17 protein-coding genes are annotated in these 21,225 nt (G+C 61.4%); 13 read left to right on the top strand and 4 right to left on the bottom strand.

Features of this window, described 5'->3' with window-relative positions; translation table 11 throughout:
* The first annotated feature begins 67 nt into the window (after nt 1-67).
* From GA0061101_RS08825 to xylA, 5 genes are all read left to right on the top strand, one after another.
* On the top strand, nt 68-1,288 hold the full coding sequence (locus GA0061101_RS08825) for an HlyD family secretion protein (protein ID WP_092573480.1): 1,221 nt from the start codon (nt 68-70) through the stop codon (nt 1,286-1,288).
* Nucleotides 1,289-1,314: 26 nt separating this feature from the next.
* On the top strand, nt 1,315-2,922 hold the full coding sequence (locus tag GA0061101_RS08820) for a DHA2 family efflux MFS transporter permease subunit (protein WP_037196300.1): 1,608 nt from the start codon (nt 1,315-1,317) through the stop codon (nt 2,920-2,922).
* A gap of 151 nt (nt 2,923-3,073) precedes the next feature.
* Complete coding sequence (locus tag GA0061101_RS08815; RefSeq protein WP_037196301.1) at nt 3,074-4,099, top strand: LacI family DNA-binding transcriptional regulator; 1,026 nt, start codon at nt 3,074-3,076, stop codon at nt 4,097-4,099.
* A 37-nt stretch (nt 4,100-4,136) separates the two neighbouring features.
* Nucleotides 4,137-5,594: a xylulokinase gene (gene xylB, locus GA0061101_RS08810; protein WP_092573479.1), complete on the top strand. Its 1,458-nt coding sequence runs from the start codon at nt 4,137-4,139 to the stop codon at nt 5,592-5,594.
* A 223-nt stretch (nt 5,595-5,817) separates the two neighbouring features.
* A complete protein-coding gene (gene xylA / locus GA0061101_RS08805; protein ID WP_047555288.1) occupies nt 5,818-7,128 on the top strand; it encodes a xylose isomerase in 1,311 nt (436 codons plus the stop codon).
* 40 nt (nt 7,129-7,168) lie between these two features.
* On the opposite strand, the gene GA0061101_RS08800 is transcribed toward xylA, so the two are convergent.
* A complete protein-coding gene (locus GA0061101_RS08800; protein ID WP_047555289.1) occupies nt 7,169-7,525 on the bottom strand; it encodes a VOC family protein in 357 nt (118 codons plus the stop codon).
* Nucleotides 7,526-7,537: 12 nt separating this feature from the next.
* Complete coding sequence (locus GA0061101_RS08795) at nt 7,538-8,563, bottom strand: LacI family DNA-binding transcriptional regulator (protein ID WP_037196305.1); 1,026 nt, start codon at nt 8,561-8,563, stop codon at nt 7,538-7,540.
* A 167-nt stretch (nt 8,564-8,730) separates the two neighbouring features.
* On the opposite strand from GA0061101_RS08795, the gene GA0061101_RS08790 reads away from it, so the two are divergent.
* The 5 genes from GA0061101_RS08790 (at nt 8,731) to GA0061101_RS08770 (ending at nt 15,068) form a co-directional block, all read left to right on the top strand.
* The gene (locus tag GA0061101_RS08790) at nt 8,731-10,254 is read left to right on the top strand and encodes a sugar ABC transporter ATP-binding protein (RefSeq protein WP_092573478.1); all 1,524 of its coding nucleotides are present in this window, start codon (nt 8,731-8,733) and stop codon (nt 10,252-10,254) included.
* A gap of 61 nt (nt 10,255-10,315) precedes the next feature.
* A complete protein-coding gene (locus GA0061101_RS08785) occupies nt 10,316-11,329 on the top strand; it encodes an ABC transporter permease (RefSeq protein ID WP_037196579.1) in 1,014 nt (337 codons plus the stop codon).
* A 65-nt stretch (nt 11,330-11,394) separates the two neighbouring features.
* A complete protein-coding gene (locus GA0061101_RS08780; protein WP_037196308.1) occupies nt 11,395-12,342 on the top strand; it encodes a substrate-binding domain-containing protein in 948 nt (315 codons plus the stop codon).
* Nucleotides 12,343-12,600: 258 nt separating this feature from the next.
* A complete protein-coding gene (locus tag GA0061101_RS08775) occupies nt 12,601-13,653 on the top strand; it encodes a sugar phosphate isomerase/epimerase family protein (RefSeq protein ID WP_037196309.1) in 1,053 nt (350 codons plus the stop codon).
* A 227-nt stretch (nt 13,654-13,880) separates the two neighbouring features.
* On the top strand, nt 13,881-15,068 hold the full coding sequence (locus GA0061101_RS08770) for a Gfo/Idh/MocA family protein (RefSeq protein WP_037196310.1): 1,188 nt from the start codon (nt 13,881-13,883) through the stop codon (nt 15,066-15,068).
* Between the two features lie 60 nt (nt 15,069-15,128).
* On the opposite strand, the gene GA0061101_RS08765 is transcribed toward GA0061101_RS08770, so the two are convergent.
* Nucleotides 15,129-15,533, bottom strand: coding sequence for a DoxX family protein (locus GA0061101_RS08765; protein WP_037196311.1), 405 nt, complete (start codon nt 15,531-15,533; stop codon nt 15,129-15,131).
* A 259-nt stretch (nt 15,534-15,792) separates the two neighbouring features.
* Between GA0061101_RS08765 and GA0061101_RS08760 the strand changes: the two genes are divergently transcribed.
* The 3 genes from GA0061101_RS08760 to GA0061101_RS08750 all read left to right on the top strand — a co-directional run bounded on the left by GA0061101_RS08760 (nt 15,793) and on the right by GA0061101_RS08750 (nt 20,202).
* Entirely contained in the window at nt 15,793-17,166 is a 1,374-nt protein-coding gene (locus tag GA0061101_RS08760; RefSeq protein ID WP_037196312.1) for a GH1 family beta-glucosidase, read from the top strand.
* 163 nt (nt 17,167-17,329) lie between these two features.
* Nucleotides 17,330-17,878 carry an NADPH-dependent FMN reductase gene (locus GA0061101_RS08755; protein ID WP_037196314.1) on the top strand — a complete coding sequence of 183 codons (549 nt, stop codon included), beginning with the start codon at nt 17,330-17,332 and terminating at the stop codon, nt 17,876-17,878.
* 110 nt (nt 17,879-17,988) lie between these two features.
* Complete coding sequence (locus GA0061101_RS08750; protein ID WP_037196316.1) at nt 17,989-20,202, top strand: bifunctional diguanylate cyclase/phosphodiesterase; 2,214 nt, start codon at nt 17,989-17,991, stop codon at nt 20,200-20,202.
* 5 nt (nt 20,203-20,207) lie between these two features.
* Here GA0061101_RS08750 and trhO read toward each other — a convergent pair whose 3' ends face one another.
* Nucleotides 20,208-21,152 carry an oxygen-dependent tRNA uridine(34) hydroxylase TrhO gene (gene trhO / locus GA0061101_RS08745; protein WP_047638992.1) on the bottom strand — a complete coding sequence of 315 codons (945 nt, stop codon included), beginning with the start codon at nt 21,150-21,152 and terminating at the stop codon, nt 20,208-20,210.
* Nucleotides 21,153-21,225: the final 73 nt, after the last annotated feature.

Below are 21,225 nucleotides of genomic sequence, written 5' to 3'. Positions count from 1 at the left end.
GGCTCTATGTCAATTGAACTGAACCGTTCGGTTCGATTATTTTACCCAGAATTCCGGTGGTAGGGCAATGTCGTCAAGTCATGGTAACAATGTAGCGCGCATCGTGAATGAGCCCGCTGATGCCGGAGCGGAAGCCCAGGAGGTCGGCGCATCTGCCGATGCTCCCGTTGCTGAAACGCGCGGCAATCCGGCTCCGGCCCAGGCTGCGCCCGCATCTCCGGCTCCCGCGGCCCCACCGCCGCCGGCAAAGAAGCGGCGCAGCCTGGCCATGCCGATCATCGTTGTCCTGGCCCTCGCAGCCGGCGGTTGGTACGGTTATGACTGGTGGACGACGGGCCGCTTCATGGTCTCCACCGATGATGCCTATATCGAAGGCGATATCGCGACCATCCAGCCGAAGGTTACCGGCTATGTCGCCAAGGTGAACGTCGTCGCCAACCAGCTGGTCAAGGCGGGCGATGTGCTTGCCACGCTCGATGACGGTGACTACAAGCTGGCGCTGGATCAGGCTCAGGCCTCGTACGACACCGAACAGCTTTCGCTCCACACCATCGATGCACAAATTGCCGCCGGCCAGGCCGCTCTTGCCCAGTCGCAGGCGCAGAAGGTTGCCCTGGAAGCCACTGTTCGTGGCGCCCAGATCACCCAGACGCGCGCTGCGGAACTGCAGTCCAAGTCGGTCGGCACCACGGCCGCCTTGGATAGCGCTAACATCGCGCTCGACCAAGCAAGGGCCAACCTGGTCGGTGGCGATGCCGCCATCGCTTCCGCGCAAGCCAATATCAACCTGCTGCAGGCCCAGCGCCGCCAGGCCGAAAGCACGATCAAGGGTCTCGCGGCTGCTCGTGACAAAGCTGCCCGCGATCTGTCCTTCACCGTGCTCAAGGCGCCTTATGACGGTGTCGTCGGCAATCGTTCCGTTCAGGAAGGTGACCTTGTCTCTCCCGGACAGAAGCTGATGGCGATCGTGCCGACCCGGCAGCTCTATATCGATGCCAACTTCAAGGAAACGCAGATCCAGCACCTGGTTCCCGGTTCCAAGGTCAATGTTCACGTCGACGCCTATGGCGATCATCCGATCGTCGGCACCGTTGAGTCGATCTCGCCGGCGTCCGGCTCGGTCTTCTCGCTCCTGCCGCCAGAAAATGCGACCGGTAATTTCACCAAGATCATCCAGCGTGTGCCTGTTCGCATCGCATTGCCACAGGATGCGCTCGATACCGGTCGTCTGCGCGCAGGCCTCAGCGTCGTTGTCGACGTCGATACCCGCACGGCACCGGAAAAGTAAGCGATCAAGCTCGGGAGAGACGCGCCATGTCGTCCGCCAGCACTACAGCCGGGTCGCCCCCACGCGCGGCCGGGCCCGCCGCGCCACCGGCGGTGGATCATATCGAGCCGAGAAAGCTCATCGCCTTCCTGGCGATGGTGCTCGGCATGTTCATGTCGATCCTCGACATTCAGATCGTCTCGGCCTCGCTCAGTGAAATCCAGGCCGGCCTCAGCGCCGGCTCGGATGAGATCGGCTGGGTGCAGACGGCCTATCTGATCGCCGAAGTCATCATGATTCCGCTGTCGGGAACGCTGGCGCGCATCATCTCGACGCGCTACCTGTTCGCGATCTCGGCCGCCGGCTTCACCGCGGCGAGCGCGCTCGCCGCGACCGCCACCAACATCGACCAGATGATCGTCTATCGCGCCCTGCAGGGCTTTATCGGCGGCGGCATGATCCCTTCGGTCTTTGCGGCGGCGTTCACCATCTTCCCGCCGTCGAAACGCAATGTCGTCTCGCCGATCATCGGCCTGATCGCGACGCTGGCGCCGACCATCGGCCCGACGGTCGGCGGCTATCTCTCCAATGCCTTTTCCTGGCACTGGCTGTTCCTGGTCAATATTCCACCGGGTATCATCGTTGCCATCGTCACCTGGAACTACATCGATTTCGACAAGCCAGAACTATCGCTGTTCAAGAAATTCGACTGGTGGGGCCTGGTTTCGATGGGCGTTTTCCTGGGCGCACTGGAATATGTGCTCGAGGAAGGCAACACCAACGACTGGTTCAACGACAATTACATCGTTGCCGGTGCCATCGCGTCTGCCATCGCAGCTGTGATTTTCTTCTACCGTGCCTTTACGGTGGATTTCCCCGTGGTCGATCTGAAGGCCTTCACGAATAAGAACTTCTCCTTCGGTTCGGTGTTCTCCTTCGTGATGGGCATCGGCCTCTATGGTTTGACCTATATCTACCCGCTCTATCTTGCCCGCATTCGTGGGTACGATTCGCTGCAGATCGGCGAGACTATGTTCGTCTCGGGCCTGACCATGTTCTTCACTGCGCCGCTAGCCGGCTTCCTGTCGAGCAAGCTCGACCTGCGCATCCTGATGATCATCGGCTTCACCAGCTTCTCGGCCGGCACCTACATCATGATGCATCTGACGACGGATTGGGATTTCTGGGAACTGCTGATCCCGCAGATCCTGCGCGGTTTCGGACTGATGCTCTGCATGGTGCCGATCAACAATATCGCGCTCGGAACCATGCCGCCCGCCCGCATGCGCGGGGCTTCCGGCCTGTTCAACCTGACGCGTAACCTCGGCGGCGCCGTCGGTCTTGCGATCATCAATACGCTGCTGACGGACAGGCAGGATCAGCATTACTTCAACCTGCGCGACAATATCCATTGGGGCAACCAGGCTGCCGTCGCTCAGCTGAACAACATGGCCGCCAACTTCAGCGCGTCAGGCCTGGATGGGAAGCAGGCTGCGCTGAAACAGATGGTCAACATGGCGACGCAACAGGCAATCGTCATGTCCTTCAGCGATATCTTCCTGATGCTCACCATCCTGTTCCTGGCGATGATCCTCGGCGTCCTCATGCTCAGCAAGCCGAAGGCACCGGGAGGCGGAGGCGGCGGAGGCCATTGACCTCGCCGCTATGCCAGCACCAATGTAAGGCCCCTCGCTCCAAGGGGCCTTTTTCGTTTCAGGAGGGCGAGCGCCAGGAAAATCGGGCCGTCGAAAATTTCTGATTTACGTACATCAGAAATCGCAGTAAGGATTTCAGCAGGAGGAGCTGATGAGACCGACTGTGCATGATATCGCCGCCGCTGCGGGCGTCAGCCTCGCCACCGTGGACCGCGTGCTGAACCAGCGGCCGGGCGTGCGGCTGGTGACGCGGGAGAAGGTGGAGGCGGCCATCCGCCAGATCGGCTATGTCCGCGATGTCGCTGCCGCCAATCTGGCCAAGGGGCGCGTCTATCCCTTCGTTTTCATCCTTCCGACGGGCGACAATTCCTTTATGCACGGGCTCCGCTCCGAAGTGCATCACGCGACGTTGCGCTCGAGCTTCGAGCGCACGGAAATCCGCATCGTAGAGGTGCCGGCTTTCGACGTATCGGCGCTGGTTGCGGCACTCGATGCCCTTCAGGGGCAGGATATCGCCGGCGTCGCCCTAGTGGCGACGGATGCGCCGGAGGTGCGGGCTGCGGTCGATCGGCTCGTATCCAAGCGAATCCCCGTCGTCACCCTGGTCTCAGATCTCACCGATTCCACCCGGCATCATTATGCCGGCATCGACAATATCGCAGCGGGGCGGACTGCTGCCCGGCTGCTCGGCCGTTTTCTCGGCGGCCACGAGGGCGATATCACCGTTCTTGCAGGCTCGATGCTGGTGCGCGACCATCGCGAGCGCGTGGAAGGGTTCTCGGCCGTCATGGCGGCGGAGTTTCCGAGGTTGCGGCTGCTGCCCGTGCTCGAGGGGCGAGACGATCCGGAGCTTGCCAGATCGCTCGTGTCCAAGGCGCTTTCGGCAAGCAAGGACATCATCGGCGTCTACAGCCTCGGCGCCGGCAATCGAGGGCTGATCGCGGCGCTGAAGGCCGTCCGGCCCAAGCGGGAGCTGACGGTGGTCGTGCACGAGCTGACGCAGCATACGCGGGCCGCGCTGATGGACGGCACGGTCGATGCTGTTCTCAACCAGGATGCCGGTCATGAAGTGCGCAGCGCCATCCGCGTCATGAAGGCGAAGGCCGATGGTCAAAGCGTCATCGCCGACCAGGAGCGCATACGTCTCGACATTTTCTTGAAGGACAATCTGCCCTGATCATTCGAAAGCGGCAGAACATAGGGAGTTGCATCTGATGTATTTGGGTCTCGATCTCGGAACGTCCGGCGTCAAAGCGATGCTGATCGACGGTAATCAGAAGATCATCGGTTCCGCCAATGGCGACCTCGATGTATCGCGTCCGCATTCCGGTTGGTCGGAGCAGGAGCCGGCGCACTGGATCCGCGCGACCGAAGAGGCGGTTGCCGGCCTGAAGGCGGCGCATCCGAAGGAGCTGGCCGCCGTACGCGGCATCGGCCTTTCCGGTCAGATGCATGGCGCGACATTGCTCGACGCCGACGACAAGGTGTTGCGGCCCTGCATCCTCTGGAACGATACGCGCAGCTATCATGAGGCCGCAGCGCTCGATGCCAACCCGCGTTTCCGCGCGCTGACCGGCAATATCGTCTTCCCCGGCTTCACCGCGCCGAAACTTGCATGGGTCGCCAAGCATGAGCCTGATGTCTTCGCCAAAGTGCGTTGGGTCCTGCTGCCGAAGGACTATTTGCGTCTCTGGCTGACGGGCGAGCACATGTCGGAAATGTCCGATTCCGCCGGCACCTCCTGGCTCGACACCGGCAAGCGCAAATGGTCTTCCGAGCTGCTGGCCGCAACCAACCTCGATGAAAAGCAGATGCCGACACTGGTCGAGGGCACCGAAGTCGCCGGCAAGCTGCGTGGCGAACTGGCGTCGAAATGGGGCATTGGCGGCGATGTCGTCGTCGCCGGCGGGGCAGGGGACAACGCGGCCTCGGCTTGCGGCATGGGCACGGTGAGCCATGGAGCCGCCTTCGTTTCGCTCGGCACATCCGGCGTGCTCTTTGCCGCCAACGGCTCCTACCTGCCGAAGCCGGAAAGCGCCGTTCATGCCTTCTGCCATGCGCTTCCGAACACCTGGCATCAGATGGGCGTCATCCTGTCCGCGACCGATGCTTTGAACTGGCATTCGAGCGTGACAGGCAAATCCGCCGCAGACCTTACTGGCGAACTTGGCGAGACGCTGAAAGCGCCTTCCAGCGTCACTTTCCTGCCCTATCTCTCTGGTGAGCGCACGCCGCACAATGATGCGACGATCCGCGGCGCCTTTATCGGTCTCGGCCATGAAAGCGGCCGCGTCGTCTTGACCCAGGCCGTGCTCGAAGGCGTCGCCTTCGCCATCCGCGACAATCTCGAGGCGTTGCGTTCGGCCGGCACCGATATCGCGCGCGTCACCGCAATCGGCGGCGGCTCGCGGTCACGCTACTGGCTGGCCTCGATCGCCACCGCGCTCGGCGTACCCGTCGATCTGCCGGCGGACGGCGATTTCGGAGCTGCCTTCGGTGCGGCACGTCTCGGCCTGATCGCGGCGACGGGCGCCGATCCGGTTGCGGTCTGCACCCCTCCGCAGACGGCCGGCACGATCGAACCGGTTGCTTCGCTGAGCGATGCCTATGCGGATGCCTACAAGCGCTATCGGGCGCTCTATCCGGCGATCAAGCCGTGGTCTGCGCATTGAAATACCGTGGCGTAATGCCCCTCATCCGCCCTGTCGGGCACCTTTTCCCCGTTTTGACGGGGAGAAGAGGAAAGCGGCAGCTACTGCCCGTCCCTAACGATTTTCTCGGCGAGGATACAGAGGTCATCCCCTCTCCCCGCAGGCGGGCAGAGGGTTAGGGTGAAGGGCTAAGCGACACGACACGAACAACAACATTTGAACAACCAACCCAAGGAGATAGATCATGAGCACCGGATTTTTCGGCGACATCAGCAAGGTAAAATATGAAGGCCCCGACAGCACCAATCCGCTGGCCTTCCGCCACTACAACAAGGACGAGGTTGTTGCCGGCAAGCGCATGGAAGACCATCTGCGCTTTGCCGTCGCCTATTGGCACACCTTCACCTGGCCGGGCGGCGATCCCTTCGGCGGCCAGACCTTCCTTCGCCCCTGGTTCAACGACACGATGGAAGCCGCCAAGCTGAAGGCCGATGTCGCCTTCGAATTCTTTACCCTGCTTGGCTCGCCCTATTACTGCTTCCACGATGCAGACGTGCGTCCGGAAGGCAAGAATTTCGCCGAGAACACCAAGAACCTCAATGAGATCGTCGATTACTTCGCCCAGAAGCAGGCCGATACCGGCGTCAAGCTGCTGTGGGGTACGGCTAACCTTTTCTCCAACCGCCGCTTCATGTCGGGCGCTGCCACCAATCCGGATCCGGATGTCTTCGCCTTCTCGGCTGCGACCGTGAAGACCTGCATGGACGCGACTCACAAGCTCGGCGGCGAGAACTATGTGCTCTGGGGCGGCCGCGAAGGCTATGAAACCCTGCTCAATACCGATCTGTCGCGCGAGCTGGACCAGATGGGCCGCTTCCTCAACCTCGTGGTCGAATACAAGCACAAGATCGGCTTCAAGGGCACGATCCTGATCGAGCCGAAGCCGCAGGAGCCGACCAAGCATCAGTACGATTATGACGTCGCGACGGTCTACGGCTTCCTGAAGAAGAACGGCCTCGAAAACGAAGTGAAGGTCAATATCGAGCAGGGCCATGCGATCCTCGCCGGCCATTCCTTTGAGCATGAACTGGCACTTGCCAACGCGCTCGGCATCTTCGGCTCGATCGACATGAACCGCAACGACTACCAGTCCGGCTGGGATACCGACCAGTTCCCGAACAATGTTCCGGAAATGACGCTCGCCTACTATCAGGTCCTGGCAGGCGGCGGCTTCAAGTCGGGCGGCACCAACTTCGACTCGAAGCTGCGCCGTCAGTCGCTCGATCCGGAAGACCTGCTGATCGGCCATATCGGCGGCATGGATTGCTGCGCCCGTGGTCTCAAGGCCGCCGCTAAGATGATCGAGGACAAGGCGCTCTCCAAGCCGCTCGCTGACCGATACGCCGGCTGGGATTCGGCCGAAGGCCAGAAGCTGCTTCGCGGCGAATATTCGCTCGATCAGATCGCCCAGTGGGTCGAGGCCAAGGATATCAATCCACAGCCGAAATCCGGCAAGCAGGAACTGCTTGAGAATATCGTCAACCGCTACGTTTGATCGACGACATCCGAGAGGCGATCACTCATCGCCTCTCGGGCTACCGCCTGAATGCGCGGCTGGAAATAGCTATGGGATTTCCAGAGGGATCCTTGGCATTGGCGAACACATAGCCGTCGGCCTGATGCAGAGGTCCGAATTCAAGTCCCTCGGCAGCGCATTTGGCGCGGAAGGCTTCGACATCTTCCACGTCGAAGCCCAGTTTCACCAGCACCTGGCCCATCTTTTGAGCCTTTCCTGCGAGATGGATCATCAGATTGGCGCCACCATCCTGCGCCAGCAGCTCGACAATCCGATCGCCCTCCTGCCGGAGCGGCTTGAACCCAAAATGCCTCTCGTAAAAGCCGATCGTCGCCTCCACATCGCGGACATAAAGAGTGATCCTGCCGAGCGGCATCGCTTCGCATTCCTATCGCCTGATACGCGACGGCGCCGAGACCGAATTGCGTACCACCAGATCCGGCCGGAGCAGAATTTCCGTCTCGGCCGGCTGGCCGTCGGACAAGAGTTCGAGGAGAAGCGCCATGGCATGCTTGCCGATGGCGGTGCGCGGCTGGCGGATCGTCGTCAGCGACGGCGTCATGAACACGGCTTGCGGCACGTCGTCGAAGCCGGTCACCGAAAAATCCCCGGGAATGTCGTAACCGCGCGCCTTGAGGCCGATCATAACGCCGATCGCAGTCTGATCGTTGACGCACATGAAGGCTGTCGGCAGCGTGTCGCGCATGAAAAGCTGCTCGACGGCCAGCCGGCCGCTCTCGATGGTGCCGTCGCCTTCGAAAACGATGCGGAGATTGGCGCTGATATCAGCGGCATCCATCCCCGCCTCATAGCCCATGCGCCGCCGGCTGTAGGCGAGGCGGGTACGGGAATCGCCGATGAAGGCGATCTTCCGGTGGCCTTCGGCGATCAAGAGGTCGACGGCCTTGCGGGCTCCCGCGATGTCGTCGACGCCGACATAGGGGATGCCGCCATTGAAGACCGGCTCGAAGACGCCGACGCTCGGCGGCAGCCGTGCCGTCATCGTTTGATGTCCGAAGGGCAGGATGCCGGTGAACAGGATCAGACCCGCCGCCTGGTTGGAATTCAGGAATTTCAGATATTCCAGCCCGCGCTGGGCATCGTTCTGCGTGTGGCCGATCAGAATGCCGTAGCCGTGCGAACGCGCCTCGTTCTCCAGCCCGATGAGAATATTAGAGAAATTGGGGTCGCCGATGTCAGGTGCGACCACCAGAATCATGTTCGAGCGGCCGAGCCGAAGGCTGCGCGCCATGGCATTGGTCGTATAACCGGTGACTGCGATCGCCTGGTTGACCTTCAGCCGCGTCGAGTTGGCGACTTTCTCCGGCATATGGATTGCCCGCGAGACCGTTGCGATCGAAACATTGGCAATTCGGGCGACGTCTTCGATGGTTGCGGGCGTGGAATTCGACACTGCGCTCTGCCTTGGGTCTCGTCTCGCACCGGACACTACACAGACTTCCGTGGAGGTCAAAGGCGACCGCGAAAAATTGTGCAATATCCAAAGATGTAAACCTTTACACGTTATATGTAAAGGTTTACATAGCATGGAAAGCGGGTGGAGCCGCAAGGGAGGAAGCCATGAGTTCGGAGGCCGTCGACGGTGCAGTTGTGCTGTCCGCGAGGCGAATCTGCAAATCCTTCAGCGGCGTGCAGGTGCTGTTCAGCGTCAACTTCGATCTCCGCGCCGGCGAAATCCATGCGCTCATGGGCGAAAACGGCGCCGGCAAGTCGACGCTGGTCAAGGTTCTCTCAGGTTTCGAGCAGCCGAGCTCCGGCGAAATCCTGCTCGACGGCCAGCCGGTGAAGCTGCCGCCGAATGGCGCCGCCGAAGCGCTCGGCATCGTCATCATCCACCAGGAATTCAATCTCGCCGAACATCTGACCGTGACCGAGAGCCTGTTTCTCGGCCGCGAGGTCACGCGTTTCGGCGTGCTCGACCGCAAGCATATGCGCGCCGAGACGCGGCGCGTGCTTGATCTCCTCGGTTCGCATGTCGACGAGAATGCCCTGATCGGCACGCTTTCGATCGCCGACAAGCAGATGGTGGAGATCGCCAAGGCGATCAGCCGCGATGCGAGGATCGTCTTCATGGACGAGCCGACCGCCGTGCTGTCGCGGGAGGAAACCAATTTCCTGTTCAAGCAGGTCCGCAAGCTCCGCGACCAGGGGACGAGTTTCGTCTTCGTGTCCCATAAGCTCGACGAGGTCATGGAATTGACGGACCGGGTCACGATCTTGCGCGACGGCCAGTGGGTAAAGACATCGCCGACTTCACTGCTCGACGGTGAATCGATTGCGCAATTGATGGTCGGGCGCGAACTCTCCAGCCTCTATCCTGCCAAGAACGAGCCCGATGTCGATGAGAAGGTCGTGCTCGCCGTGAATTCCGTTTCGACGGGCTATGTCCGCGATGCGAGCTTCGAGCTGCGCAAGGGCGAGATACTCGGCTTTTCCGGTATGATCGGATCCGGGCGTACCGAATTGATGGAGGCGATCGTCGGTCTGCGCTCGCGTGCCGCCGGTGAAGTCATCGCCAATGGGCAACCCGTGCCGCCGCATGATGTGCATGCCGCGATCGACGCCGGTCTTGCCTATATGACCAAGGACCGCAAATCCAAGGGCCTGCTTCTGAACTCAGGCATGACGGCGAACCTTACCCTGCAATCTCTCGATCGGCACGGCAAGTTCGGCTATCTCAGCGCCACGAGCGAGGCGAACGCCTTGGCGCGGGCGCGCCGTCGCTTCGATATCCGTGTCCGCGATGGAAATATCGTCGCCGGCCGCATGTCAGGCGGCAATCAACAGAAGCTGCTGCTGGCAAAGGTCATGGAGACCGAGCCGCAGATCATCATCATCGACGAGCCGACCCGCGGCATCGACGTCGGCACGAAGCAGCAGATCTATCATTTCATTTCGGCGCTGGCGCGCGACGGCCATTCGATCATCGTGGTTTCGTCGGAGATGCCTGAGGTCATCGGGCTGTGCACCAGGGTTGCCGTGATGCGAGAGGGCCGGATCGTCGGCGTGCTCGAGGGCGAAGAGATCTCCGAGCAGGAAATCATGCGGTATGCGGCGGGCCTGAAGAAAAAGACGGCCGCCTGAACGGGCGGCGAAGGCATGGGTGAATTCCCAGCAATAATGGGACGGGAGGTTGGTTTTGGATATGAGCGTGGGCGAGGATAGCGGCGAGAAGACAGGCAGACGGGGCCGATCCTGGCGGGATGTCGATCTGCGGGCAGTCGCACCGTTTGCGGCGCTGGTGCTGCTTCTGATCGTGGGCGCATTGGTCAATCCGAATTTCATCGGCATGACCAATCTTACCAATGTCGCGACGAGATGCGCCTTTATTGCGATCATCGCGGTGGGGGCAACCTTCGTCATTTCGGCCGGCGATCTCGATTTGTCCGTTGGTGCGATGGTCGCCTTCGTCGCGAGCCTGATGATCCTCTTTATGAACTCGGGCGTCATCGCCGATCCCAGCCTGATGTTGGCGGCCGCGGTATTGTTCTCGATCATCGCCGGTGTCCTGTGCGGCCTGGCCAATGGCCTGATCACGACCATGGGCAAGATCGAACCTTTCATCGCGACCCTGGGCACAATGGGCGTCTACCGCGGCTTGACGACCTGGCTGTCGCAGGGCGGCGCGATCACCTTGCGCCCGGCGAATCTGCAGGCGCTCTACAAGCCCGCCTATTACGGCTCCGTTCTCGGTGTGCCGGTGCCGATCGTGGTCATCCTTGTCGTCACCTGCGTCGCGGCCTTCATTCTTTATCGCACCCGTTACGGGCGGCATGTCATCGCCGTCGGCTCCAGCCGCGACGTTGCGCGTTATTCCGGCGTGGCGGTCAATCGCGTCCGCACCGTCGCCTTCGTTATCCAGGGTCTGTGTGTGGCGATTGCCGTGCTTCTCTACGTGCCACGGCTTGGCTCCACCTCGGCAACGACGGGTATCCTCTGGGAGTTGCAGGCGATCACCGCCGTCGTCGTGGGCGGCACGGCGCTGAAGGGCGGTGCGGGCAGGGTGTGGGGTACGATCTGCGGCGCCTTCATCCTCGAGCTGGTCGGCAATATCATGCTGCTTTCCAATTTCATCAGCGAGTATCTGCTGAGTGCCATCCAGGGCGCGATCATCATCATCGCCATGCTGGTTCAGCGCTCGCTTGCTCGCAAATCATGAATAACCGGGTCAAGGGGCGCCCGGTCATCAGGACAAGGCCCTGTTTCTATCTGGGAGGATAAATCATGCGTAAAAGACTAATTGGTCTGGCCGTCGTGCTCGCCGCTCTGGCCGGCACGGTGCATGCCGAGGACAAGAAGGTGACGATCGGCGTTTCCATTCCGGCGGCGGATCATGGCTGGACCTCGGGCGTCGTCTTTCATGCCGAGCGTGTCGCCAAGCTGCTGATGGCGGAGCATCCGGGGCTCACCGTCATCGTCAAGACCTCGCCGGATGCGGCAAGCCAGGCGAATGCCGTGCAGGACCTTGAGACCCAGGGCATCGATGCGCTCGTGATCCTGCCTTCGGACCCTGATCCTCTCGTCAACGCCATCAAGGAAGTGAAGGACAAGGGCAAGTTCGTGACGCTTGTCGACCGTGCGCCGAGCAACAACGACAATTCCGTCCGCGACCTCTATGTCGCCGGCAACAATCCGGCGCTCGGCCAGACCGCCGGCGAATATATCAAGAAGAATACGCCGGACGCTCAGGTCGTCGTCATCCGCGGTCTGCCGATCCCGATCGATCAGCAGCGCCAGGACGGTTTCGACAAGGGTATTGCCGGCTCGAACGTCAAGGTTCTCGACCGCCAATACGGCAACTGGAATCGAGACGACGCCTTCAAGGTCATGCAGGATTATCTGACGAAGTTCCCGAAGATCGACGTGGTCTGGTGCCAGGATGACGACATGGCCGTCGGCGTGCTGCAGGCGATCGATCAGGCCAAGCGCACCGACATCAAGTATGTCATCGCCGGCGCCGGCTCGAAGGACATGGTCAAGAAGGTCATGGACGGCGACAAGCTGATCCCGGTCGACGTGCTTTACCCACCGGCAATGGTCGGGACGGCCATGGAGCTGACCGCCGCCAACTTCTACAATCAGGTTCCGGTTCGCGGCAATTACATCCTGGATGCGACCCTGGTCACCAAGGACAATGCCAAGGATTTCTACTTCGCCGATTCACCCTTCTGATCGGTTGATTTGAACGGATGCGCCCGCCGGTTCCGGCGGGCGTTTTCTATGCAGCTGCCGCTTCGTTTCGCACTGGGCGGCGATTTTTGCGGCACGTACCTCTTGCCGTCGGCGGCGGGCCGTGATTAGGTCACGAGGCATTCGACTTTCAGCCAAACGACCCTATGTTTTTTGAGGTAACGGTGTCAAAACCACCTCGAATAGAGGTTCGAAAGGCTTCGGAAACGTTTACAGAACGCGATTAGGGAGGAATTACGGATGAAGACGATCAAGGGCCCCGGCCTGTTTCTCGGCCAGTTCGCAGGCGATGCGGCGCCGTTCAACTCATGGGATTCGATCACCAAATGGGCGGCCGATGCCGGCTATGTCGGCGTACAGGTTCCGACCTGGGCCGGCCAGCTCATCGACCTGAAGAAGGCGGCCACGTCCAAGGACTATTGCGACGAATTCGCCGGCGTTGCCCGTTCGAACGGCGTCGAAGTGACGGAGCTTTCGACCCATCTGCAAGGCCAGCTCGTCGCTGTCCACCCGGCCTATGACGAGGCTTTCGACGGCTTTGCGGCGCCGGAGGTGCGCGGCAATCCCAAGGCGCGGCAGGAATGGGCTGTCGAGCAGGTGAAGATGGCGCTGACGGCCTCGAAGCATCTCGGCATCAAGGCGCACGCCACCTTCTCAGGCGCGCTCGCCTGGCCCTTCATCTATCCCTGGCCGCAGCGCCCGGCCGGTCTCGTCGAAACCGCTTTCGAAGAGCTTGCGCGCCGCTGGACGCCGATCCTCAACCATGCCGACGAAAACGGCGTCGACGTCTGCTACGAAATACATCCCGGTGAAGACCTGCATGACGGCATCACCTTCGAGATGTTCCTGGAGCGCGTGAAGAACCATCCGCGCGCCAACATGCTCTATGACCCCTCGCACTACGTCCTGCAGTGCCTCGACTATCTCGACAACATCGACATCTACAAGGACCGGATCAAGATGTTCCACGTCAAGGACGCGGAATTCAATCCGACCGGACGTCAGGGTGTTTATGGCGGCTATCAGGGCTGGGTCGAGCGCGCCGGCCGCTTCCGTTCGCTCGGCGATGGCCAGGTCGATTTCGGCGCTGTTTTCTCGAAGATGACCGCCAACAATTTCGACGGCTGGGCCGTGGTCGAATGGGAATGCGCGCTGAAGCATCCCGAGGACGGCGCACGCGAAGGCGCCGAGTTCGTCAAGGCGCATATCATCCGGGTGACCGAGAAGGCCTTCGACGACTTCGCCGGCAGCGGCACGGATCAGGCAGCCAACCGGCGCATGTTGGGGCTCTAATCAAGCCCCTTCGCCCTGCAAAGCGGGGAGAAGGTGGACTCGAACGGTTGAGCGGGGCGAAGCCGAGAGAGGACGGATGAGGGGCCTTCTCGATATCCATCGCGACGGCAGATTTTGCCGGACCCGCGGTAGCCCCTCAGCCTAACCCTCTCCCCGCAGGCGGGGAGAGGGGACGATTGCGGCAAGCGATCGTGTTCAAACAATTCATTTCATTGAGGAGGAGCCTTATGGCAATCGAAGGATCATCGGAACAGACGCGGCAGCCGCGCATTCGGCTTGGCATGGTGGGCGGAGGGGCTGGCGCCTTCATCGGCGCGGTGCATCGCATCGCCGCACGCATTGACGATCAATTCGATCTCGTCGCCGGCGCGCTGTCGTCCTCGCCGGAAAAGGCCATTGCTTCCGGGCGCGATCTCGGGCTGGATCCGACCCGCACCTATTCCAGCTATCGTGACATGGCGATCCGCGAAGCCAAGCTGAAGAACGGCATCGAGGCTGTTTCGATCGTGACGCCGAACCATGTCCATTACGATGCCGCCAAGGAATTCCTGAGGCGCGGCATCCACGTCATCTGCGACAAGCCGCTGACATCCAATCTTGCCGATGCCAAGAAGCTGAAGAAGGTGGCCGACGAGAGCGGCGCGCTCTTCATCCTCACGCACAACTACACCGGCTATCCGATGATCCGGCAGGCGCGCGAGATGATCGCCAATGGCGAGCTCGGCGATATCCGCATCGTGCAGGCGGAATATCCGCAGGACTGGCTGACGGAGAATATCGAGCAGTCGGGCCAGAAGCAGGCGGCCTGGCGCACCGATCCCTCACAGTCCGGCGCTGGCGGTTCCACCGGCGATATCGGCACGCATGCCTATAATCTAGCCTCCTTCGTTACCGGCCTGGAACTCGACAGCCTTGCTGCCGATCTCGACAGCTTCGTCGAAGGCCGACGTCTAGATGATAATGCCCATCTGCTGCTGCGTTTTAAGGCCAAGGGTTCGGAAAAGCCGGCCAAGGGCATGCTCTGGTGCAGCCAGGTGGCGCCGGGTCATGAGAACGGCCTGAAGCTCCGCGTCTATGGCACCAAGGGCGGCCTCGAATGGACGCAGGCGGATCCGAACTATCTCTGGTACACGCCGTTCGGCGAGCAAAAGCGGCTGATTACCCGCAATGGCGCCGGCTCGGGAGCTGCTGCGGCCCGTGTTTCGCGTATCCCGTCCGGCCATCCGGAAGGCTATCTCGAAGCCTTCGCCACGATCTACACCGAGGCGGCGCGCGCCATCAACGCCCGCAAGAAGGGTGTGGCCGTCGATCCCGCCGTGATCTATCCGACCGTCGATGACGGCGTGAAGGGTGTTGCTTTCGTCGAGGCTTGCGTTGCCTCCTCGAAGCGCAATGGCGCCTGGATCAAGCTGTAGGGTTCGAGCTTCTTGTTCGAGGCGGCGTAGGCCGCCTCGAACTCATGGAGAAATCGCAGTTCAGGCGGCGAGTTCCTGCTTGCGCTTTGTCAGCGCGTCGACACTGAACGGACCGCTGCCGGCGCCGACGAGAAACAGGAAGATGAAGCAGAAGAGAATGGCGGAGACGCCGCCGTTTTGCGCGGGATAGAAGCTCTGCGGCGCATGGCGCAGGAAATAAGCGAAAGCCATCAGGCCTGACAGCACGAAGGAAGCGATCCGTGTCTGGAAGCCGATCAGAACGAGAAAGCCGAGGACAAGCTCGAGCAGACCGGCAATCCACGGCAAGGACCAGGCGGATGGCACGTTTTGAGCGGCGGGAAAATGCAGGATCTTCTGCGTTCCATAGCTGAACAGCACGAGCGACGAGACGATGCGCAGGAGGCTCAGCAGATAAGGGTGGAGAGAGTGGAGCACAGGGAGCATTTCGGTCCTTCCGTTTGGGAAATGACTGCTACCCTCAATTGATCCAGGGTGAAAACACAAGTCACGACTGTTGACATTGATGTTATCGGACCACCCGAAAGGCTCTGGCGCCAGTCGGAGCAATCTTCCGAAAAACCGGTAGCCGGCTCGCATTTTCAGAGACTGTAACGTTGCAGCTCTTTGATATCGGCACTGTACTTTGTCACGCGGCTTGGCTAAACCGCAGCCAACGAAGCCTATAACAGACGGGATTTTCATCATGATCGATCCGAAGCTTCTTGCCGATCGCTTCCCCGGCGATTTCACGTTCGGCGTCGCCACCGCCGCTTTCCAGATCGAAGGCGCCACCAAGGCGGATGGCCGCAAGCCCTCGATATGGGACGCCTTCGCCAACATGCCCGGCCGCGTCTTTCAGCGCCAGAATGGCGATGTCGCCTGCGATCACTATAACCGGCTGGAGGAGGATCTCGATCTGATCAAGGAGATGGGCGTCGAAGCCTATCGCTTCTCGATCGCCTGGCCGCGCATCATCCCCGACGGCACCGGCCCGGTGAACGAGGCAGGCCTCGATTTCTACGATCGTCTCGTCGACGGCTGCAAGGCCCGCGGTATCAAGACCTTCGCGACGCTCTATCATTGGGATCTGCCGCTGACGCTTGCCGGCGACGGCGGCTGGACGGCGCGGTCGACTGCGCATGCCTTCCAGCGCTACGCCAAGACCGTCATGGCACGCCTCGGCGACCGTCTGGATTCCGTCGCCACCTTCAATGAGCCGTGGTGCATCGTCTGGCTGAGCCACCTCTACGGCGTCCATGCGCCGGGCGAGCGCAACATGCAGGCGGCACTCTACGCCATGCACTATATGAACCTGGCCCACGGTCTCGGCGTCGAGGCGATCCGTTCCGTGGCGCCGAAGGTGCCTGTTGGTATCGTGCTCAACGCAGCCTCCATCCTGCCGGGTTCTGACCGTCCCGAAGATCTGGCTGCGGTCGAGCGCGCCCATCAGTTCCACAACGGCGCCTTCTTCGATCCGATCTTCAAGGGCGAGTATCCGAAGGATTTCGTCGGGGCGCTCGGCGACCGTATGCCTGTCATCGAGGATGGCGACCTCAAGACCATCAACCAGAAGCTCGATTGGTGGGGCCTGAACTACTACATGCCGATGCGCGTCTTCGACGACGCTTCCAAGAGCGGCGATTTCCCATGGACGAAGGAAGCGCCGCCGGTCAGCGACGTGAAGACCGATATCGGCTGGGAAATCTACGCGCCGGGCCTGAAGCACGTCGTCGAGGATCTCAACAAGCGCTACGAGCTGCCGGAGTGCTACATCACCGAGAACGGCGCCTGCTACAACATGGGGATCGTCAAAGGCGAGATCGATGATCAGCCGCGTCTCGATTACTACATCGAGCATCTCGGCATCGTCGCCGATCTCATCAAGGACGGCTATCCGATGCGCGGCTATTTCGCCTGGAGCCTGATGGACAATTTCGAATGGGCTGAGGGTTATCGCATGCGCTTCGGCCTCGTGCATGTCGATTACGAGACGCAAGTGCGCACGGTGAAGAAAAGCGGCAAATGGTACCGGGAGCTCGCCGCCCAATTCCCGAAGGGCAACCACAAGGCGGATTGATGCGGTTCTGCCTCCCCTTGGGGGGAGGTCGCACGGAACGCGCGGGTGGGGGTGACCTCCGGTGTCCGCAATGGTCGCCCCACCCCTGACCACTGGTCCGACCCTCCCCCTCAAAGAGAGGGTAGCTATCGTCCGAATCGGTGGAGCCTGTTAGGTCTAGCGCATGAGCTCGCGCCCGCTTTTCCTTTATGCACTCTGCGGCAGCCAGCGGCAGGCTTCGGCCAGCCGTCGGCTGCTGGAAGCCCTGCGGCTCGCATGCCCAGAGGGCATCACCATCGAAATCTGCGATCTGATCGCCGGCCTGCCGATCTTCAGTCCGGATGACGAGGGCGAGAGGACGCCGCCTGTCGTCGCAAAATTCGCCGGGAAGATCGGCGAAGCCGATGGCTTGATCGTCTCCAGCCCCGAATATGCCCATGGCATTCCCGGCGGATTCAAGAATGCGCTGGACTGGCTGGTGTCGCGCGACGAGGTGCCGTTCAAGCCGCTGATGTTCGCGCATGCCTCTCATCGCGGCGACCTTGTGCTGGAACAACTTGCCGACGTGCTGCAGACCATGTCGCTACGCATCGTGTCGGATGCCTTTTTGCGTTTACCGATCGCTGGCAAGGGCGATGAGGCGCAGGCGGCAATTCTGTCGCAGGCGCGCGAAAGCGGCCTGTTGCAGACCAGTCTCAGCCGGTTCGCGGAGGCGATTTGCACAGAGGCGTGAATTCTATCGCCAGCGACAGACATATAACTCCGTCCTGTAGGGATCTCGAACTCGCCTTAACCGTTTGTTGAAGACCTGACGGCAGACTTCCATGCCAAGGAGAAAAGGCGTTGGGCGCAATTTTACAGTCATTAAGGCGAGGTACGCACATCGGTCGTCATTCCATCGTGACGGCCGTTTTGATTTCTTTCGCAGTAGTCGTTGCCGTAGTGACCCTGATGGTGCTTACCGCGATCGGTCGCGTCGCCGATTACTCCAATAAGCTGGACGACGAACGCTCCTGGGAAACGACGGTCGGCGCGCTCAAGACCTTTCAAGGACAGCTCGAGGCGACGCTGCACGATCACTCCGCTCGCAATGATGCCGCGAGAAGTATCTACGGGAAGGACGAGCAAGGCTGGATCGCCGGCAATTACGGCGACATATCCTCCAATGGCGCCCTGTTCGATATCGCCGTCATCGTCGATGACAACAACAAGCCGATCGTCGCCTATCACGATGGGGAGTTGGTGACGGAGGGAATCGAGGGCATTCTCGGCACCGCCGTTTGGGCTCTGGTCGACCAGGCCCGGATGACGCGTGTGACCGGAGTGCCCGAAGCGGGCGGCTATATCATGACCAGCAACGGCATTGCCGCTGCCGCGGCCGCGACGATCCGGGAAAGATCCGGCCGTATTCCCGTGCCCGAAGGCCAGCGGCGCTACCTGATCCTCGTGCGTTATCTCGATGCCGCCAGGATCACGATGCTGTCCAATACCTATGTCATCAGCGGTCTCAAGCTGGTGCCGCCGGATACCGTCGTGCGCTATGCCGTTTCCATAGTCGATCCGCTCGGCATGTCGCTGGGACGGCTGATCTGGAATTCGCGCCAACCGGGTGACCTCAGTTATCAACAGGTCCGTCCGCTGGTGCTCGGCGCGCTCGGTCTGGTCGGGCTGTTCTTCGTCGTGCTGCTCATTCTGGGATCGCTGGCGGGGCGCCGGTTGCGCGCGGAGGAGGTCCAGGCGCGACAGGGCTCTCTTCGGGATCGCTTGAGCGGCCTTCTCAATCGCGAAGGGCTGCGCCTCGATGTGGACCGCCTGGTCGAGCAGGCGCGCGGCGACGGCGGCAATGTTCTGCTTCTCTATCTCGATCTCGACGGCTTCAAGGAAATCAACGATTCCTATGGGCATGGCACCGGCGATCAGCTCATTCGCGCTGTGGCTGCAGGCCTGGGCGTGCTCGTTCCGCCCCATGCGGCACTGGCGCGGCTCGGCGGCGATGAATTCGCCATTGCCTTTCCGACCCGGGAGCTCAACGATGCGCCGGCGCTGCGGCTGGCGGAACAGGTACTGGATTTTCTTTCGGAGCCTTTGGAAATCGGCCGGCGGGTGGTGGTGGTCGGTGCCAGCATCGGTATCGCCAGCTCACCGGAAGGTCGGATCGACCGCGAGGAGCTGGTGCGTCGCGCCGACCTTGCCATGTACAAGGCCAAGGAAGCCGGCCGCGCCCGCATGACCTGCTATGAGACGGCCATGGACGCCCATCGCGAGGAACGCAACGCCCTGGAGCTCGATCTGCGCCGCGCGATCGAAATGGAGGAGCTGACCGTCGCCTATCAGCCGCTGGTGGATGCGTCGAGCTGCGACATGATCGGTGTCGAGGCGCTCGTGCGATGGAACCGGCCCGGTCATGGGCCGGTTCCGCCCGATGACTTCGTTCCCGTTGCCGAAACCAGCGGCTTGATCGAGGCGCTGGGGCTGCTGGTCCTGCGCAAGGCTTGCGAGGCGGCACGGCGCTGGCCGGACCTGCGGATCGCCGTCAACGTCTCGCCGGGGCAATTCCGCAATCCCGCATTCGCCGACTATGTTCGCAACGTTCTGAACAGCGCGGCCATCGAAGCCGATCGCGTTACGCTGGAGATCACCGAGGGCTACATCATTCAAAATCCGGAGCGCACCCGCCGGTCGATCGAGCGGCTGAAGGCGCTTGGCGTCAAGGTGGCCCTCGACGACTTCGGATCTGGTTTTTCCTCCATCGGCTATCTGCGCCAATTCGGTTTCGATCGCATCAAGATCGATCGCTCGATGACGATGAATATACTGGAGGACAGCAGCGCCCGCGAGATGTTGCAGGCGACGGTGGCGCTGGCCCGCTCGCTCGACATTCCCGTCACCGCCGAAGGCATCGAGACGGAAGAGCAGGGATGGGCGCTGCAGGGCTTCGGCTGCGACGAGTTGCAGGGCTATTTCTACGGAAAGCCTATGCCGGAGGCCGAAATCAGCAAGCGCCTTGCCGCGCAGATGGCGACTGCCCTCGATGAAGAGTGTGTCGCCGCCGCCTGAGATCGTCAGCCGCCGATATGCTCCTGCCCGCGCTTGCGGGCGAGCGCGATCTGCCGCTGCCTTTCGCGATAGCGCTCGCGATCTTCCTCGCTACGCTGATGATAGCAATGGCTGCAGGAGACGCCCGCTTCGTAGAAGGGCGATGTCACTTCTTCCGCGGTGATCGGCTGGCGGCAGGCGTGACAGAGCTTGTGATTGCCCTCTTTCAGGCCATGCTCGACGGAGACGCGTTCGTCGAAGACGAAGCACGCGCCTTCCCACAGGCTCTCTTCCGGCGACACTTCCTCCAGATACTTCAGGATGCCGCCCTTGAGATGGAACACCTCGTCGAAGCCCTGCTGTTTCATGAAGGCGGTCGCCTTTTCGCAGCGGATGCCGCCGGTGCAGTACATGGCGATCTTCGGCTTGTTGTGCAGGCCGGTATTCTGGCGCACCCATTCGGGGAATTCGCGGAAGGTCTTCGTCTTCGGGTCGACCGCGCCCTTGAAGACGCCGATGGCCGTCTCGTAATCGTTGCGGGTATCGATGACGATGGTATCGGGATCGGAGATCAGCGCGTTCCAGTCCTTCGGCGCGATATAGGTGCCGACGACCCTGGTGGGGTCGATATCTTCGACGCCCATGGTGACGATCTCCTTCTTGAGCTTCACCTTCATGCGCACGAAAGGCATTTTCGACGCACGGCTTTCCTTGTGCTCCAGGCCGGAAAATTCCGGCTGCGCCCGCAGGAAGCCGAGCACGGTGCCAATGGCGGCATCCGTGCCGGCGATGGTGCCGTTGATCCCCTCGTGCGCGAGCAGCAGCGTGCCCTTGACGCGGTTTGCCTCGCAGAGCGCAAGCAGCGGCTCCTGCAGGCTTTCGAAGCGCGGAAAGGAAACGAAATGGTAGAGCGCCGCAACGAGGAATGCGCCGGTCGCCTCATGCCGTGGGCTGGAAAGGATGTCTGTCATGCGGGGGAAATACAATTTTGTGCGTCAGCAGGCAATCAGGATTTACACGGAAGCCCTGCGTGATCGGCATAAT

Origin of the sequence: Martinezella lusitana (genome assembly GCF_900094565.1) — a bacterium.
GTDB lineage: Bacteria > Pseudomonadota > Alphaproteobacteria > Rhizobiales > Rhizobiaceae > Rhizobium > Rhizobium lusitanum.
This window is presented reverse-complemented; position numbering and strand designations above follow the sequence as displayed.